We start from the raw sequence: 17,320 nt of genomic DNA on the forward strand, positions 1-17,320 counted from the left end.
GCAACGGCCACTTGCTCGTGCGCCGCACCACCAATAGCGGCGCCAACCGCTGCCATTGCCGCTCGGTCAAATCCGAGCTGTATCGCTTCGCTTGCATGAAACAAAGCTAAAAAGGTCCAACTAACTTAAACAGCTTCTAAGCAAAGTCTTTTAGAGCAGCACCGTTCCTCCCAAAGAAGCGGGTAGTTTTGCCGCCATGCACACCTTTTTTGCGCCCGGCCTGACGGCTCCCATTCACACCCTGCCCGAAGACGAGAGCAAGCACGCCGTGCGCGTGTTGCGCCTGGGCCTGGGCGACGAAGTGGCGCTACTCGACGGCCGCGGCGGCCGCTACCATGCCGCCGTGGCCGACGCCAACCCCAAGCGCTGCGAATTGCGCATCATCCGCCACGAAGCGATGCCGCCCCGCCCCTACTTCGTCCACGTGGCCGTGGCCCCCACCAAAAACCTCGACCGCCTGGAGTGGTTCGTGGAAAAGGCCGTTGAAATTGGCGTGGAGCGCATCACCTTCCTGCGCTGCGCCCGCTCCGAGCGCCGCGAGCTGAAGCTGGACCGACTGGAGAAAATAGCGGTGAGTGCCCTCAAACAGTCGGGCCAAGCATGGCTGCCGCAGCTGGACGAAATGACGGAATATGCCACTTTCGTGGCGCAAGCCATACCCGAAACCACGTTTATTGCCCACCTGGAAGCCGGTGAACGCACTGCCCTGGCGCAAGTAGCCGGCGCCGGGCCGGGATGCTGCGTGCTCATCGGGCCGGAAGGAGATTTCACGCCGGGCGAAATAACCCTGGCGCTGGGCCGGGGCATCCGGCCGGTGACGCTGGGTGCGTCGCGGCTGCGCACGGAAACGGCGGCGCTGGCGGCGGTGTTTACGGTACACATTGCCCGGCAATAAGTTGCCGTCGGAGCATTTCTACCATGCTTTCCGGCTCCCCTCTCTGGGCTTCGCGCTTTTGGCGAACCGGGGCCCGCCCCGCGGCCCCCGAGGGGTCTCGTTCCGCAAGGTTCGCCAAATCGGTAGGGATGCTTCGACAAGCTCAGCAGAACCGCGCACTTTCCCTACGTGGTCATGGAGCCAGCCAAGCGGCGGCACGGAGCCGGCAGCAGCGCCCGAAGCAAATAGCTGGCGCGGGCGCAAGGGTCAGGCCGCGTCCGAATCGGTAGCGGCCTGGGCCAGCAGCGCGGCGGCTCTGGCCAGCTTCTTTTTGCGCCAGGGCGCGTCCTGCTCCCGGTCGCCGGCCATGATGCAGCCGTAAGGCCGGATTTCGTCGACGACGGGGGCCAGGTTGAAATCTGCAATCTGCCGCTTCACTTCCGCCGCGTCTTTGTAAGCACTGGGCAGCTCGGAAATATCAATTCGATTGAGGTAACTGCCGTCGGCCTCGTCAACTACCAGCATGAATTTCTCGATTGTCCGGTCACTCAGCTTGTTCATCACATCCTGCAGGCCGGATGGTTTCCCCGGTTTTGAGCGCGCGGCAGCGGCCTAGTTTAATTCCTCCAACTGCTGCTGGGCCTGCCGAAGCGTTTCCAGAAAAAAGCTGCGCGGAATTTCGGGTGCTTTGGTGGCCATCAACTCTTTTATGGCCCCGATGTGGCGCAGGCGGCTCTGCTTTTGGTCGTACAAGGGGTCGGCCAGATTACGGAAGGTTTGGAGCTTCCGGTTCACCAGCCGCAGGGCCTTGGCATGGTGGTGGGCCAGCTTGTGCTCTGACTCCGCGACGCAGTCTGCCACTAGCGCGACCAGACGGTTTCGCTCGGCTTCGTAGTAGGCCAGTAGTTGGCTAAGTTTGCTGCTCATCAGAAAAGCGGGGAATGCCCAGTAACGGGCCGGGCCGAACCTCTGGAAGCCGTAAGCTGTCTTCTGGGCACCCCCGGCCAGATTGGTGGCTCGCAAATTACTTACCCTTATGCGCAAACACCTGCTTCTCGCCGCGGCCTTGCTGCTGGCGCTCACGGCCGCCGTGGCCCCGGCCCCCAGCTTCCGCATCGCCAAGCTGCACTACGGCGGCGGGGGCGACTGGTACGCCAACAAAACGTCGCTGCCCAACCTGATTCAGTTCTGCAACCAGGCGCTGAAAACCAACATCGCGCCCGACGAGGCCACCGTGGAGCTGGATGCGCCCGAGCTGCTCACCTACCCGTTCGTGCACATGACCGGGCACGGCAACGTGAGCTTCACCGCTTCGGAGGCCAAGAACCTGCGGCGCTACCTCACCGGTGGCGGCTTTCTGCACATCGACGACAACTACGGGCTGGACAAATTCATCCGCCCCGAGATGAAAAAGGTATTTCCCGAGCTGGAATTTGTGGAGCTGCCCTACTCCCATCCGGTCTACCACCAGAAATACCAGTTTCCGCGCGGGCTGCCCAAGGTGCACGAGCACGAAGGCAAGCGGGCCCAGGGGTTTGGCCTGCTCTACAAGGGCCGCCTGGTGTGCTTCTACAGCTACGAATGCGACCTGGGCAACGGCTGGGAAGACGTCGGCACCTACCCCGAGGACCCGCCGGCGGCCCACGATGCCGCCCTGCGCATGGGCGCCAACCTGCTGGCCTACGCCCTGACGCAGGACTGACCCACCCGCCCAGCCCGGGTCAGTCGTATTTCCGCTTTAAAATCTCGCTCAGCACCAACCCGGCGCGGACGCTCTCCGGCTGGCTCAGCCACTGGCGCACCGTGGCCGACAGCGGCGCGGCGGGCGCGGCGGGTTCCTGCCAGTAGTCCTGCACCGGCGCTACAACGGAGGCCCGCGGCAGCGCCGACGACCGGCGGGCCAGCGGGCCGGGCGCGTTGCGGGGCCGGGCGGCGGCGCGGGCTTCCAGCGACAGGGCCCGCGCCACGGCGCGCTCCTGGGACCGGACCGGCCGGGCCACCTCCCGCGGCATCAGGCGGCCGCCCAGCGTGCGCAGGGCCGGCACGGACGGCGCGGGCACGGGCGCGGGAGCCGGCGTAGTATCGGGACCCGCCACATTACGGGCCTGCATCTGCTTGAGCAACTCCTGGAAAGTGGCAGTGGGCAAGCCCGGTACGGCCGGGCCGGGGCGCGCGGGCCGCTCCTGATTTTCGCGGGCGCTGGTTTCCTGGGCTTTTTTCACCAGCCGAAACACGTAAACGCCCAGGCCGAAGAGTATCCAGAGCAGGGTGTACACCTTTTCCATGGTTCGAAGGTAAGCCGGCCCGCTCATTAACAGCCCGTCCGAAAAGCCCGGCACGGCGTGCTTTTCGGGTCCGCCAGCTTTGGGGCTGGGCTGTCAAGCCGGCCGCTAGCGGACGCCTTTTTCGGGGAAGCGGCCGGTTTTGGTGCGGTAGTAGGCCTTGATTTTTGCCTCGTCGGCTTCGTAGTCGCCCGTGGGGTACACGGCCGGGCCAATGCCGGCTTCCTTGAGCCGGTAGTCCAGGTACCCCAACCGAATGGGCACGTGGGCGCCCAGCGCGGCAAAGTAGTAGCCCTTGCGCCAGCGCGGCTGGTAGGCGCGGGTGCCCTCGGGCGTGATGAGAATGACCAGTTCGTCGTACTCGTCAAAGAGCTTCACCATGCCGTCGACGAGGCTGTTGTTCTTGCTGCGGTCCACGGGCAGGGCGCCCACGGCCCGCACCATGCCCCCCAGCAGCCAGTGCTCGGCCCACTCCTTTTTCACGGTGAAGCGCACGTCCACGTCCATCAGGTAGAAAGCGGCGCGGGCCAGGATGAGGTCCCAGTTGCTGGTGTGCGGGGCCGCAATCATCATGCTTTTCTGGATGTCCTTGTTGTGGATTTCGCCCAATTTCCAGCCGGCCACCCAAAACACAAATTTGGCCATGTAATACCAGAAGGTGGAGGTTTTGCGGGCAGGCATCAGGGGTGATTTGGTGAATGGGTAAATCTTAAATTGGCTTCGTAGGCCCGGCCCGACCGGTTGTCGGCTGGTTTAAACTCGACGCAAAGATGGGCAATTGGCCCCCAGCGCGGCCCTCTTGCCTAAACCAGCGCCTGCAATTCAGCCGCCCGGCTCATGGCGTAGCGGTAGCCAATGTCGAAGAGCGCGGGGCCGCGCTTGTAGCTCAGGGGCCGGTAGTGGCGCAGCTCGGGCGGCTCCAGCAGCAGGTGGCACTGGTTCTTGCGGGCCGCCGTATTGGCGTTGATGGCCAGGTGCAGCGTGCGCTCAACAAGGCGGCGGAAGTTGGGGATGCGGGCTTCGGGGTTCACGGGGTTGCAGTGCACGCCCACCACGCGCAAGCCGTCCTGGCCCAGCAGCGGCTCCACGGGCAGGTTGTTCAGCAGGCCGCCGTCCACCAGCTGCCGGCCCTGGTACTCCACCGGCCGGTACACGATGGGCACCGCCGACGAGGCCAGCAGCGGCGGCAGCAGCGGCCCGGTGCTGAAATAAACCGACCCGCCCGCCATCAAATCGGTGGCCACCAGGGTCACCGGCCGGTTCAGGTCTTCAAAATTGAGCGTGCTGCCCAAGTGCCGGGCCAGCAGCTGCTCCACCGCGTCAAGGTGCAGCAGGCCAAAGCGGCTGAACGCCGGCCGCGTGAGCCGAAACAGGTTGGTGGCCATCAGCAGGCGCAGAATCTCCCGGGGCGCAAAACCCGCCGCGTAAAACACGCCGGCAATGGCCCCGGAGCTCACGCCCGCCAGCCGCGCCACCGGCAGGTGCAGCTCGTCGAGCGCCGCCAGCACCCCCAAATGCGCAATGCCGCGCGCGCCGCCCCCTGACAAGGCCAACCCCAGCTGCGCCATGGTGGTGTTTGTGATGGAATTAATGAATGTCTTGCGAAGGTGCGCCAATCCGGCCGCCCCCGCGGCCCCTTACGCAATATCCTCGCGAATAAACCAGGGACGCGCTTACAAATCGGCCAGCCGCAGCGTATCGGCCAGGCGCACGCCCTTGTCGGTGTGCCGCACGGTGCAGGCCTCGTGGGTGGGGTCGTGCTCAAGCAGCAGCACCCAGTTTTCATCAGCGGCGCGGCGCAGCAACGCTTCTTTTTCGGCCATGGTCACGAGCGGGCGCATGTCGTACCCCATCACGTAGGGCAGCGGGATGTGACCAACGCTGGGCAGCAAGTCCGCCATGAACGCCAGCGTCCGGCCCTTGTACGCCATCACCGGCACCATCATCTTTTCGGTGTGCCCGTCGGCCAGCACAATTTCCTTGAACTGGGGCAGTGCTTCGGGTACCCCGGCCCGCAAGTCGACGAATTTCAGGTGGCCGCTCTCTTGAACGGGGACAATGTTTTCCGGCAAAAAACTGGCCTTTTCGCGCGGGTTGGGCGTCATGGCCCAGTCCCAATGCGCCTCGTTGCTCCAGTACGCGGCGTTGGGAAACGCCAGTTGCAGCACGCCATCGGGCCGGCGCTGCACCGAGCCGCCGCAGTGGTCGAAGTGCAAATGCGTCAGAAACACGTCGGTGATGTCGGGGCTGCCCAAGCCCAGCTTACGCAAGGATTTTTCCAGCGTATCCTCGCCGTGAAGGTAAAAGTGGCCCCGAAACTTCTCGTCCTGCTTGTCGCCAATGCCGTTGTCGATGAGCAGCAGCCGGCCGCCGTCCTCAATCAGCAGGCAGCGCATGGCCCAGGTGCACATGTTGTTGGCATCGGGCGGGTTGAGCTTTTGCCACAGGCTCCGGGGCACCACGCCAAACATGGCGCCGCCATCAAGTTTGAATAAGCCGGTGTCGAGGGGATAGATTTTCACAAGGCCGATTAAAAATCAAAAGTGAAAGGTTTGCGCTAACCTGTTGAACCAAGCTGATTTTTAATTCTTAATTTCTAATTTTTAATTCCTACTCCATCACCACCCCCATTGCTGAAAACTTGTCAATCCGCTGGGAAATTCGGTCTTGCACCGAAATAGCGGCCAGCTCTTTCAGCGTCTTGAGCAGCGTATTCTTCAAAGTTTCAATCATAGCTTCGGGCGCGGTGTGGGCGCCGCCGAGGGGCTCTTTCACGATGCCGTCCACCAGGCCCGCTTTCTGCATGTCGAGGGCCGTGAGTTTGAGGGCTTCGGCGGCTTGCTCCTTATAATCCCAGGAGCGCCACAGAATGCTGCTGCACGACTCGGGCGAAATCACTGAGTACCAGGTGTTTTCCAGCATCAGCACCCGGTCGCCGATGGCAATGCCCAGGGCCCCGCCGCTGGCCCCTTCGCCGATGATGACGCAAATGACCGGCACCTTGAGCATGAACATCTCCTTGAGGTTGCGGGCAATGGCCTCGCCCTGCCCCCGCTCCTCGGCCTCCAGGCCGGGAAAGGCGCCGGGCGTGTCAATCAGCGTCACGATGGGCACGTTGAATTTTTCGGCCAGCTTCATCAAGCGCAGGGCCTTGCGGTAGCCCTCGGGGTTGGGCATTCCAAAATTGCGAAACTGGCGCTGCTTGGTGTTGTGGCCCTTCTGCTGGCCCACGAACATGACCGGGTGGCCATCAATCTCGCCGAAACCGCCCACCATCGCCTTGTCGTCGCCCACGGTGCGGTCGCCGTGCAGCTCCACGAATTTGTCGGCCATGCCCTCGATGTAGTCCAGCGTGTACGGTCGGTCCGGGTGACGCGAAAGCTGCACGCGCTGCCAGCGCGTGAGGTTGGCGTAGGTTTCCTTTTTGAGGGCCTTGATTCGGGCTTCGAGCGCCGCCACCGCCTCGCGCACGTCGACGTTGCTCTCGGCGGCCAGCTTTTGCATTTCGAGAAGCTTGCCTTCAAGGGCGGCAATGGGTTGTTCAAAGTCAAGGAGCATGGTCCGCGGAAGAGGATTGCGTGGGGAGGTAAGGCGAAATTACTGGGTCGCGTGGTTCGGACGGGGTCTGGGTTCGCCGGGCGCCGCCAAATGCCGCCGGGAAAGCGGCAGGCAAAGGTAAAACATCCGCCCTTGCGGCCCGCCCGCAAAATCAATCCCCCTGAAAAACAACCTCCAAGACTCCACAGTGAGCTGTTCGCCTAAAAAAATCACGCTTTGGCTTGCAGCCCGCGGTTTTTCCCTCTTACCTTTGCAGCACCAAAACGGAAAAACCACGGTTTTTCCTTCGGCAAACGGTTTGGTAGTTCAGTTGGTTAGAATGCCGCCCTGTCACGGCGGAGGTCGCGGGTTCGAGTCCCGTCCAGACCGCTACCGTTTGCAAGAAAAGGCCCTTTCTGTAATGGAAAGGGCCTTTTTGTTTGGCTGAAATTCGTTTTGACGCTTCGGATTCGCCCGGATTTTAAAGCGACTGGGGCTAAGTTTGCCTGGCTCAAATGCCACGTCAGGCCCGAACAAGTCTGGATAGCAACGGCAAGCCAGTGGACCGTATTAGCGTCTGTGTGAACTATTGTGAATAATCACACAAGAACACGCGAAATAATCTTCATTTTGTTGCGTAAATATTATTCATACTGGCCAGAAAAAAGGTGAAAAGGTAGCTGAGCTTTTCAGCTCTCAACCCACCTGCGCTCATTACTTCAATGCACTGTGCTGAGAAGCTATCGAAATGAGTGACAATTACTTTTTCCTTTCGACAGCGCGTTAAATAAATCAAGGGGGAAAGTGAAGATGCCAGTGAGAAACGATAGCGGCGACCAGTGCGCTTGCACTGCCAGGAGTGGGGCTTGAACGCGTAGTGAAATGCGTCAGAAATCGGCGCACGATTAAAAAGCTACGGGCAAAAACCACCGACTTCGCAGCATTTTCCGTATTAATCTTCCTCCTTAGATAACCTCGGCCATGCGCTACGCCTACGTCCTTCCTTTGGCCTTGCTACTCAGCTGCGCCAGCACTGAGCAGCCGACTTCCGAAACGCCGGCCGTCAGCCAGCCCATGGCTGTGAACCGGGCCTTTGATGTGCCTGCCCTATTGGGCATGAACGCCGACCAGATTGCCAGGCCATTGATTAGCCAAACCATTCGCCCCGACCACGACCGGACGCCGCGCGAACTGGCGACGGGAGCAACCGAAGCCCTTTACACCTACTGGCGCGATACCACCGCCCTCGTGGTAAGCTACAATCCCGGGACGCTGCGGGTCAACAATTTCTTTATCAAGACCAAGCATGGCCTCACGGCCGACTACGCCACCTTGCTCAAGCTGGCCAACGTCAGCCAGTACGATAAGCGCATAAGCGTGGAACCCATTGCCTCGATAAGCAACCCCCAGCTGTACACAGGCGTGAAGCTGGTTCCTAAGCAATAGCGCGGCATTAACTCCGCTAGGGTTACCTCGTCGCCGGGGCGCGGCGGGCGCGCCGCCTCATCGGGCTGCGCTTGGTAGGCGCTCACCGGCAAGGTTTTCAGCCCAAAGGCGCTGGCCAGCCTGTTCACGGCTTGTTTAGTTCAGGCCGTAGAACCTGCGGCGCACCTGCAGCAACAGCTCCTCGGCGGCGGCACGGTCGGGGGCGTCGGGCAGAGCCGAGCTCGCAAAAGCTGCTTCTACCCGCGTCACCAAGTGTTCGGCTTTGGCCACCAGGTCGTCGTACTCAAACTCGCCGCGCCGGATTTGCAGCAGGAACTCGCGGTTGGGCCGGCGCACGTTCAGCACCCCGCTTTCGGCGATTTCCTCGGCCATTTGCAACAGGCGAAAGACGTGCAGCATGTTTTTGGCGTCGTAGTTCTTGCCGTGCTGCACGGTGTTTTGGTAGCGCTCGGTGTTGCGTTTCTCCACCCATTCCCAGTATTCGCGGAACACCCGGCAGTAGGTGCTGTAGCCGTTGCGGTTGAAGGACAAGTACGCCACGGGCTCCTCCCCTTTCGGCACGGCGGAAAGCAGCACGTCTTGGGAGGTCTCGGGGTCGCGCACCAGGCCGCGGTAGCCGTGGGCGCGCCCGGGCGTGGCATCAATGAACAGGGCGTACAAATCGGTGAGGTGCGGCACGTTGGCCAGGCCGCACTGCGCGGGTTCGTAGCCTTTGCGGGCGAGCCACGCGGCCACCGGCTGCGCCCCGACTCCGGCGGTCACGTAGCAGAAGTCCAGCACCGACTTGCGGGCCGGCGGCTCGGGGTGGTTGATTTTCTTGTTGAGGCCCTTGGCTTTGCGGATTTGGGCCACGGCGTATTCGGCAAAGCTATGGCGGCAGAGCTTCGACAGAAAATCGGCCGCTCGGAACCGGGCAAACAACGGGTGTTGGTAGACGACGCACTCGGCCGGGGTGCCCAGCAGCTCCAGCACGGTGGGGTTGTTTTTCAGCAGCAGTTCCACGAAGCGGCGCAGCTCGTAAAATACTTCGTCGTTGGTGGCATTGGCCACCTGCGGCACGTAATCGAGGCCGAAAAACTGGTTTTCGGGCAGAACAAATACGCCTTTGAGGTCAGTATCGGAATGCGGCAGGTTGGTGCCGTAGGCCCGGCTGCCGCTGATGGCTTCGAAGAGAATGAGGTGCTGCTGGCGCAGGTCGGCAATGGTCATGGACGAAAGTAGGCCCCCGCCGTGCTTGGCGCTACGAGGCAACCACCGATTTTATCACCTCCCGAAACAACGCATCCCACTCGGTGGCCGCGCGGCCGACCCGCGGCACCGGCAATCCGTCGCGCGCCGCCTGACCCGCGGCGTACTCCAGCCGCAAGAATTCGGCCAGGGCGGCGGGGCGGGCCACCGTGGTTTTTTCGTCCGCCGAGGCTTTGCGCTGGAGCAGCTCGGCCACGTCGGCCCGCAGCGCCGGGGGCAGCAGCGCGCACAAGGGCGCGAATTCCATGGGCGGCAGGGTGTGGCGCTCGCGAATCCAGCGGGCGGCCAGGGCCGAGCGCAGGGCGTAGAACAAGCGCTTCAGGCGGACTTGCTCTGCGGCCACGTCTTCTTCCACCCCGCGCCGCAACTGGCCCAGGTAGTGGTGCAGGCCGGCTTTGAGGTTGAAGGCGGCCGGCAGGAAGGGCGCCAGCCGGGCCCGAAAATTCAGCGCCTCGTGGTACACCACCGGCGACTGCAGCCACTCGAACACCGAGGCGTTGGAGCCACGCAGCAGGCGCAGGGCTTTGCGCAGCTCCCAGCCGGCCAGGTCCAGCTCGTCGTCGATGGGGAAGTTGAGGGTGTCGGGGCCTTCGTCCAAAGCCAGGTACCAGTCGGCCGGGTGGCAGTAGATGAACCGCACGTCGTAATCCGAATCCGGCGAGGGAAAGCCCCAGGCGCGGCTACCCGACTCGCAGGCGTAGAGAATACGGATGCTGTGCGTGGTTTCGAGCTGGGCCAGGGCCGTCTGGATGCGGGCGAGCATGGGCAGGAAAACTGTTTAAAATAGAACGTCATACTGCGCGCAGCCGAAGCATCTCTGCCGCGTAACTCTTGCTTTCAATTGAGCTAGTACTGAGGTAGAGATGCTTCGGCTGCGCGCAGCATGGCCGTGGTTTCGGCAAGTGAGGCTACGAAAGTAGCAGGAGCCGCCGCGTCGCGCTACTTTAGCGGCTCACTCCTTGCCCACGGCGGTCGGCCGCAAATACCGCATGCAAAAAGGACGACTCGAAGCCTTCAGCGATGGCGTGCTGGCCATCATTCTCACCATTATGGTGCTGGAAACCAAGGTGCCGAAGGGGGCGGATTTCGCGGCCCTGCAACCCTTGCTGCCGGTGGTGCTGAGCTACGTGCTGAGCTTTCTCTACGTGGGCATCTACTGGAACAACCACCACCTGCTGCTGGCCAGCGCCACCAAAATCACCGGCAATATTCTGTGGGCCAACCTCAACCTGCTGTTCTGGCTCTCGCTGGTCCCGGTCGTGACGGGCTGGATGGGCCAGAACCACTTTGCCCCGGCCACGCTGGTCATGTACGGCGTGGTGCTGCTGCTGGCGGGCGTCTCCTACTGGCTGTTGCAGGGCTGCATCCTCGCCGTCGACGGGCCCGATTCGGTGCTGGCCCGCGCCCTCGGCCGCGACCTGAAAGGCAAGTCCTCGCCCCCTCTCTACTGCCTGGGCATCGCCGCCAGCTTCTGGAACCCCTGGGTAGCGGGCGGCATCTACGTGGCTGTGGCGCTGATGTGGCTCATCCCAGACCGGCGCATCGAGCGCATGCTGATGTCTAAAGATTAGGTGAAGCACGTTGGTTAGCGGCGGCAGCTTCGCAGACTTGACGAAAGGTGCGGGAGTAGCGGCGGGCGCTGGGGTGGCTTACACCAATACTTTCTTTTCGAATAATTACTTTCTTACTTTTCTGATTCAATGTTCCTCTTGGCATGTTGCTTCCAAGGTTCTGGTAGATATTCTTTGGGATATTGAACAAAGCATTTTCCGCAACGCAAGGCTGTTCCAGGACCATATGCTGGATGCATAACAGTATTACAGCGGTAACATTGGAATTCTTCGTTTTCCAGATGGTATAGACCTTTATCAAGGTTGTATCTACTGCGTGATACTACCAGGTCACTGCTGTACTGACTTTCAGTTAGGATTTGCTTAAATCTCAACAACTGCTGCTCTAACTGATATTTCGAGCAACACCCACCACATTTTTTGCATATGTACATTCCGTTCCTTTGGGGATGACCTTTACTGGCGTAGTTGCATCTAACAGAATCCCGGCTATCAATTACAGTCAAGCACTTGTGATTAGAGCAACTGCTCAAATAAATTCTGTTCTCTCTTTCAGAACATTCAGAATTTGTACAATGAAACCAATTTGTTCTATAGAAACTAAAACTGGCTTGCCGAGCAGGACGCAAAATACGAGAGCAATGTCTGCATTTTAAATGACTTTTTAACTGCTCAACCCTATTTAATACGCCTATAAATTTGTAGTAAGCTTCCTCATCGAATGAGAGCCCAAGACCGACGATAATATCAGCGAGAGTAAACTTCTGCCAATCAATAGAACTACGGGTTTCTTGACAAGCAGCATAGCAGCGGGTATTGCGGCACCACCACAGTTTTTTACCGACACTATTCAATTTAGGCGAAACACGGCCTTCGCAAAAAATCAGACCATCATCTTTTTTCGGCAATTTTGCCAAATTGTATTCGTAAACCGTCTCGCTAACATAATCCAGGGCTACAGTTTTGCCATCAATAACGATTGTATCGTTTTCGATAAGATATTCTACATCCCCCACCGTCAGAATATCATTTGCACTAGAAACCTCACCCAATCTCCCAGAGGCATAAACATTTATTTGTTCACCTATCTCCTTCCTGATTTGCACAGTCCTGCCAGGACACATATTAAATAGACTGTGATTCAAATGTGGCAATTCTTCTAATTCTTCATCAATGTAGTTAAACATCATTTCAGCTATCAAATCTGGTTTAGGATATAATCCTTCTTTGATAGCGACAAGAACAGAAATTATTAAATCAAGATTATAATCTATTCTAATCCCAAGTTCGACTGCTTCTGCTCTACTAAAGCGAATTAACGAGTTTAAATTTGATAATAGCGAGGTATCTGAAGTATTTTCTGCAACACTCTTACGAACAAAATTTATTTGGTCTTCTGGTCGCAACGTATAAACTAAAGAACAAAATTGGTTAAAGTCAAAAAAAGTGGCCTTACATTCCAACCACAAATCTAATAAGCTAGATACTACAAAAGCAGGAGGCATACTGCTTCCATCTGTCCAGCGAGCAGCTTCGTTTTTTAGAGAGCGTACATTCAACGCTCTAAACTTATCCACCTGCTTCTTATCAGGTCGGATTTCAAAAGTCAGCCATTGACCGACGAATAACTTTTCTTCGGCACTGGTCGCATGAACGAAAATATTGGGCACACTCCTGTCCTCAAATTCCCTTAAGATAAATCTTTTGTCAAAAAACGACTCTGTATTGTGGTCGGATGAGTATTGTGCCTCTAAAGTCGCTTTAGGAATCTTAGTGCAAACAGCAATAAACCCAAATCCTTTTTCTTCATTGTAGCGGGTTACAACGCCAAAACGACGATTCTTCTCTGTTGGGTTATGCTTAGGCATCATATCTCTTCAATTAATCAGAATTTTGGTAACTAAACTACACAAAACTCACCTACAGCCGCGGGTCCACCGCCTCGCTTTCCAGCGCGAGGACGCCGAAGACGCACTGGTGCACACGGCGCAGGGGCTGGCCAGCCACGAAGCGTTCGAGGCCCTCGACGCCGAGGGCGAACTCGCGCAGGGCGAGGTTGCGCTTGGCTTTCACGTTGCGCTGGCGGAGGCGGTCGAGGTGGCCGGGCAGCAGGTAATCGGGGCCGTAGATGATGCGCAGGTACTCGCGGCCCCGGCACTTGAGGGCGGGCTGGAGCAGGCCGCCTTTGCCCTGGGGCACGAAGTCGTAGGGCTTCACCACCATGCCTTCGCCCCCGGCGGCGGTGAGGTCGGTCCACCACTGGATGGCGGCGTCTACTTCGGCGGGGTCATTCAACGGGACGACGCGGTAGGGCGTGGCGCGAAGCAGGCCAGGGTCGGCCAGGGCAAGGGTGCGCAGGGTTTCCATGTGCCAGGCGTGGTCGCGGTCGAAGTAGGTGCGGCCTTCGGTGGCGAGCAGGTGGAAGGGCGCCAGCTTGAGGTCGTCGAGCGAGTACACGGGCCAGCAGTAGCGGCGGTAAGCATCGGCGTAGTGGGCGGCGGCTTGGTGGCGGGCGGTGGTGCGAGCCAGCAGGGCTTCGACGCCGTCGAGCTGGCGGGCGGCGGCTTCGGTAAGAGCGGCTTCGACCTGGGGCAGAGCGGCGAGGGCGGCGGCGGCCACGGCGGCGTACTGGGTTTTCACCAGCTCCTGGGCTTTGGCCGACCAGGGCAGCAGCTCGGCATCGAGGCAAACCCAGTCAGTGTCGAATTTCTCCCAGAATCCGGCCGTGCTCAGCGCGTCGCGCAGGCGGGCGAGGAAGGCGGTTTCGAGGGCAGCGTCGGTGAAAAAATTGCGCCCGGTGCGGGTGTAGCACTTGCCGATGCCTTCGCCCACGAGGCCGAGGCGGCGCTGGATGGCGGCTTCATCGCGGCCCAACACCACCACCACGCAGCTGCCCATGTGCTTTTCTTCGCACACCACGCGCTCCACGCCGAGGCGCTGGTAGTAGGCGAAGGCTTCGGCGGGGTATTCGAGCAGGTCGGGCAAAGCCGAGGTTTCGGTGGGCGACATGGTGGGCGGCAGATACAGCAGCCACTTGGGGTGCAGGGCGAAGCGCGACATCACCTCCAAGGCGGCCACGGCATTGTCCTCGCGGATGGTGACGCCGCGCATCAGCCGGGTTTCGATGAACTGCTTGCCGGTAACATCGCGAATATCTAGCTCAGCCTCTAGTTGATAGCTGCTGGCTGTTAGCTTTTCGTTCTGGCCGTCTGGCAAAGAAGCTAACGGCTGAGAGCTAGCTGCTAACAGCTTATAATTCAAAGGACGCACGGGCTCGCAGTACACCTGCGCGGCGGGCACGGCCACCAGCTCGCGCTCGGGGTAGCGCAGGGCGGTGAGGCGGCCGCCGAACACGCAGCCGGTGTCGAGGTCGATGGTGTTGTTGAGCCATTCGGCGTCGGGCACGGGCGTGTGGCCGAAAGCGACCAGGGCGCGGCCCCGGTACTCGCGGGCCCATTCGTAGCGCGCGGGCAGGCCGAATTCGTCAATTTCGCCGGTGCTTTCGCCAAACAGCGCGAAGGCCCGCACGGCCCCCGAGCCGCGCCCCTGCATCTCCTCGGTGAGGCCGGCGTGGGCCACGACCAGCTTGCCGCCGTCGAGCACGTAGTGGCTCACCAGGCCGTCAAGAAACCGCCGCACGTCGCTCCTGAAAGCCTCGGGCTCGGGTCCGAGCTGGACCAGGGTTTCGGCCAGGCCGTGGTTGATGGTAACGCTTTTGCCGTTAAGGTGTCGCAGGAGTTTGATGTCGTGGTTGCCGGGCACGCAAAGGGCAGTGCCGTCGCGCACCATGCTCATCACCAGGCGCAGGACTTGTGGGGAGGCGGGGCCGCGGTCCACGAGGTCGCCGAGGAAGATGGCCTTGCGGGTCACCTCACCCCCCGGCCCCCTCTCCCGCGGAGAGGGGGAGCCTGGCGACTCAGTTTGGTGCATGACTGGTGCCCCCTCTTTTTGGGAGAGGGGGTCAGGGGGTGAGGTTGGCGGCAGAACGACCAGCGGCGCCACCACCCGCACCCCCAAATCCCGCACATCCGTCATCGGCTCCTCAATCACCTGATACCCCAGTTTCTCCAGCAGCGCGCGCAGCTCCTCGTAGCAGCCGTGCACGTCGCCGATGATGTCGAAGGGGCCGGTTTCCTCCTGGCGGTTGTTGTAGAGCCGGTCTCGGACGATGCTTTGAATGGCGTCGATTTCACCCACGTTGCGCAGGTGGTGGATGTGCCGGAAGCCTTCCTGCTTGAGGTTGCGCAGGCTGCGGCGCAGCTGTTGGCGGTGGCTGGCGATGACGTGCCGGCCCAGGTGACGGCGGTCGGGGCGCTGGGCGTTGCGCTCCTGGGCCACGGCGTCGGGCACGTCGAGCATGATGGCCACGGGCAGCACATGGTATTGGCGGGCCAGAGCCACCAATGGCTTGCGGCTTTCCTCCTGAACGTTGGTGGCATCGACCACAGTGAGCAGCCCGCGCTTCAGGCGCTTGGCCACCAGGTAGTGCAGCAGCTCAAAAGCGTCTTTGCTAGCCGATTGGTCGTTTTCATCGTCAGCAACCAAGCCCCGGCAGGCATCCGACGACACGATTTCCGTGGGCCGGAACAAGCGCCGCGCAAACGTGGACTTGCCCGCGCCCGTGCTGCCAATGAGAATGATAAGGGAGAGTTCGGGGACCTTGAGGGTATCTTGGGGCATTGGAAAAGAAGAATGATTTTGGGCATTAGCCAAATCCTGACTTACGCCTAAATTGCGATTCTATGACACTTTTGATAAGTTGGCTCGGTGTGGATTCAAGAAAACCGGCATCAATATATGTTGCAAGCGACAGTAGAATATCGTGGCCTGACAACTCTGTTTTTGACCACGGAAAGAAAGTATTTAGCTGTAAAAATCATCCTGATGTATTCGGCTATTGTGGCGATGTACTGTTCCCTTCAATCGTTCTTAATCAACTGGTTGATATAATTGACCAAGGCTTGCTATTTGAACCGGATTGGAGTTGCGAACAGAAATTTCAAGCTTTCATTGATAAGTTCATAGCCTTGTTCAACAGCTATCCAAGTCAGCAATGGATTGCAACAAATGCTTTGGAAATCATACATTGTAGCAGAGACAAGACAAACAATTTCTTCTGCAGAAAAATAAAATGGACGAAGCTTTCTAAAAAATGGGAAGCTGAGGAAGTCGTGTTTGGGTCTTATTCAGACAAGCTTTTCGTAACTGGTTCAGAAGTTAAGGAATTTCTTGCAAAGTATGAGTCTTATTGGGCAAGCGGGAATAAGTACACTAGTCGTGCATTGTTTCAGTGCTTTTGCCACACTTTAGCAGACATCAAGAACAAGTCATGCGGAGGAGCACCGCAGCTTGTTGGTTTATATAGAATCAACAATGGCAATAATTTCGGCGTAATAAGCCAGCGTAAAAGGTTCTTTCAAGGTGTTAGAATTGACAATCTGCGAAACTTCGACAACATAGAGTGGCGTAATGAATTGTTTGAGAGGTGTAGTGGTGAAACTATGTTGAAAATTGAAGGCGCTCAGAGCCAACCTAACCCTTTGCTTTGATGCGCTAATGGAGCAACTCCCTGAGCTACCGATAAGGTAGTGCGAGGTGCTGTCGGCAACTTGGTGATAACTCGCCAAGTTGCCTACTCAGGGTAGTTGTGGTATCTCAAACACCGCCATCTGCGAGGGCGCGCCTACGCCTTCCACCTCCTCCCCCATCCCCACGAGGCGCAGCTGATACCCGTGCTGCTCGGCCACGGCAGTGGCCCAGGTGGCAAACTCGGCGCGGGACCATTCGAAGCGGTGGTCATCGTGGCGGAATTCGCCGGCGTTGAGTTGCTCGAAGAGTTGGTTATAGTCGGCGTTGGGGGAAGTAACGAAGACGTGCGCCGGGCGGGCCTGCCCGAACACTACGGCTTCGAGGGCGGCGAGGCGGTTCGGGTCGAGGTGCTCGATGACTTCGACCAGAGCCGCCGCGTCGAAGCCGGCGAGGCGGTCGTCGCGGTAAAGCAGCGAACCCTGGATGAGGTCGATACGGGTGCGCTGGCGCGGGGGCATCTCGTCGAGGTGCAGGCGGGCAACGGCGCGGGTCAGGGCTTGGTGCGAGACGTCCATGCCGAGCAGGTACTCGATTTTGGGCTGGCACAAGAGCAGGCGGAGCAGCTTGCCTTCGCCGCAGCCCAGGTCGAGCACGCGCTTGGGGCTTAGCTCGTAGATTTCGTGGGCGACTTGCTGGAGGCGCTGGTCGTGGAGGGATAGTTTGCGGTCGCCCTCCCCGTTCACCTCACCCCCCGGCCCCCTCTCCCGCGGAGAGGGGGAACCTGACGATTCATGACCGCGCAGGACCGGTGCTCCCTCTCCGCGGGAGAGGGG

At 59.6% G+C, this 17,320-nt stretch carries 17 protein-coding genes and 1 tRNA gene; 6 read left to right on the top strand and 12 right to left on the bottom strand.

Features of this window, described 5'->3' with window-relative positions; genetic code table 11:
- Positions 1-196 precede the first annotated feature (196 nt).
- The gene (locus tag RMO51_RS12815) at positions 197-895 is read left to right on the top strand and encodes a 16S rRNA (uracil(1498)-N(3))-methyltransferase (protein WP_310395215.1); all 699 of its coding nucleotides are present in this window, start codon (positions 197-199) and stop codon (positions 893-895) included.
- A gap of 246 nt (positions 896-1,141) precedes the next feature.
- Here RMO51_RS12815 and RMO51_RS12820 read toward each other — a convergent pair whose 3' ends face one another.
- Positions 1,142-1,435: a hypothetical protein gene (locus tag RMO51_RS12820; RefSeq protein WP_310395217.1), complete on the bottom strand. Its 294-nt coding sequence runs from the start codon at positions 1,433-1,435 to the stop codon at positions 1,142-1,144.
- Positions 1,436-1,486: 51 nt separating this feature from the next.
- A complete protein-coding gene (locus RMO51_RS12825) occupies positions 1,487-1,801 on the bottom strand; it encodes a hypothetical protein (RefSeq protein WP_310395218.1) in 315 nt (104 codons plus the stop codon).
- Positions 1,802-1,910: 109 nt separating this feature from the next.
- Here RMO51_RS12825 and RMO51_RS12830 point away from each other — a divergent pair, with 109 nt between their 5' ends.
- The gene (locus tag RMO51_RS12830; protein ID WP_310395220.1) at positions 1,911-2,576 is read left to right on the top strand and encodes a DUF4159 domain-containing protein; all 666 of its coding nucleotides are present in this window, start codon (positions 1,911-1,913) and stop codon (positions 2,574-2,576) included.
- 19 nt (positions 2,577-2,595) lie between these two features.
- Here RMO51_RS12830 and RMO51_RS12835 read toward each other — a convergent pair whose 3' ends face one another.
- The 5 genes from RMO51_RS12835 to RMO51_RS12855 form a co-directional block, all read right to left on the bottom strand.
- Positions 2,596-3,159: a hypothetical protein gene (locus RMO51_RS12835; RefSeq protein ID WP_310395222.1), complete on the bottom strand. Its 564-nt coding sequence runs from the start codon at positions 3,157-3,159 to the stop codon at positions 2,596-2,598.
- A 105-nt stretch (positions 3,160-3,264) separates the two neighbouring features.
- Positions 3,265-3,837, bottom strand: a complete 573-nt coding sequence (locus RMO51_RS12840) for a 1-acyl-sn-glycerol-3-phosphate acyltransferase (protein ID WP_310395224.1) — start codon at positions 3,835-3,837, stop codon at positions 3,265-3,267.
- Between the two features lie 122 nt (positions 3,838-3,959).
- On the bottom strand, positions 3,960-4,724 hold the full coding sequence (locus tag RMO51_RS12845) for a patatin-like phospholipase family protein (RefSeq protein ID WP_310395225.1): 765 nt from the start codon (positions 4,722-4,724) through the stop codon (positions 3,960-3,962).
- A 105-nt stretch (positions 4,725-4,829) separates the two neighbouring features.
- Positions 4,830-5,678 carry an MBL fold metallo-hydrolase gene (locus RMO51_RS12850; RefSeq protein ID WP_310395226.1) on the bottom strand — a complete coding sequence of 283 codons (849 nt, stop codon included), beginning with the start codon at positions 5,676-5,678 and terminating at the stop codon, positions 4,830-4,832.
- Positions 5,679-5,766: 88 nt separating this feature from the next.
- Complete coding sequence (locus tag RMO51_RS12855) at positions 5,767-6,714, bottom strand: acetyl-CoA carboxylase carboxyltransferase subunit alpha (RefSeq protein ID WP_310395227.1); 948 nt, start codon at positions 6,712-6,714, stop codon at positions 5,767-5,769.
- A 295-nt stretch (positions 6,715-7,009) separates the two neighbouring features.
- On the opposite strand from RMO51_RS12855, the gene RMO51_RS12860 reads away from it, so the two are divergent.
- Together RMO51_RS12860 and RMO51_RS12865 are read left to right on the top strand one after the other, a co-directional pair.
- A tRNA-Asp gene (locus RMO51_RS12860) sits at positions 7,010-7,083 on the top strand.
- Positions 7,084-7,674: 591 nt separating this feature from the next.
- Positions 7,675-8,139, top strand: coding sequence for a hypothetical protein (locus tag RMO51_RS12865; RefSeq protein ID WP_310395229.1), 465 nt, complete (start codon positions 7,675-7,677; stop codon positions 8,137-8,139).
- Between the two features lie 135 nt (positions 8,140-8,274).
- Here RMO51_RS12865 and RMO51_RS12870 read toward each other — a convergent pair whose 3' ends face one another.
- Positions 8,275-9,348 (bottom strand): DNA polymerase beta superfamily protein, encoded by a 1,074-nt coding sequence (locus RMO51_RS12870; RefSeq protein ID WP_310395230.1) that lies wholly within the window; start codon positions 9,346-9,348, stop codon positions 8,275-8,277.
- A 31-nt stretch (positions 9,349-9,379) separates the two neighbouring features.
- Positions 9,380-10,150, bottom strand: coding sequence for a nucleotidyltransferase domain-containing protein (locus RMO51_RS12875; RefSeq protein ID WP_310395232.1), 771 nt, complete (start codon positions 10,148-10,150; stop codon positions 9,380-9,382).
- A 226-nt stretch (positions 10,151-10,376) separates the two neighbouring features.
- On the opposite strand from RMO51_RS12875, the gene RMO51_RS12880 reads away from it, so the two are divergent.
- Positions 10,377-10,958: a TMEM175 family protein gene (locus tag RMO51_RS12880; RefSeq protein ID WP_310395233.1), complete on the top strand. Its 582-nt coding sequence runs from the start codon at positions 10,377-10,379 to the stop codon at positions 10,956-10,958.
- A 113-nt stretch (positions 10,959-11,071) separates the two neighbouring features.
- Here the strand turns inward: RMO51_RS12880 and RMO51_RS12885 are convergent, their stop codons facing one another.
- Positions 11,072-12,829: a cold shock domain-containing protein gene (locus tag RMO51_RS12885; protein WP_310395235.1), complete on the bottom strand. Its 1,758-nt coding sequence runs from the start codon at positions 12,827-12,829 to the stop codon at positions 11,072-11,074.
- Positions 12,830-12,878: 49 nt separating this feature from the next.
- A complete protein-coding gene (locus tag RMO51_RS12890; RefSeq protein ID WP_310395237.1) occupies positions 12,879-15,638 on the bottom strand; it encodes a polynucleotide kinase-phosphatase in 2,760 nt (919 codons plus the stop codon).
- A gap of 62 nt (positions 15,639-15,700) precedes the next feature.
- Between RMO51_RS12890 and RMO51_RS12895 the strand changes: the two genes are divergently transcribed.
- Entirely contained in the window at positions 15,701-16,507 is an 807-nt protein-coding gene (locus tag RMO51_RS12895) for a hypothetical protein (RefSeq protein WP_310395238.1), read from the top strand.
- Between the two features lie 87 nt (positions 16,508-16,594).
- Here RMO51_RS12895 and RMO51_RS12900 read toward each other — a convergent pair.
- The coding region (locus tag RMO51_RS12900) for a methyltransferase (RefSeq protein ID WP_310395239.1) at positions 16,595-17,320 on the bottom strand (726 nt) is incomplete at its 5' end.

The organism is Hymenobacter sp. (genome assembly GCF_031398885.1).
Classification (GTDB): Bacteria; Bacteroidota; Bacteroidia; order Cytophagales; family Hymenobacteraceae; genus Hymenobacter.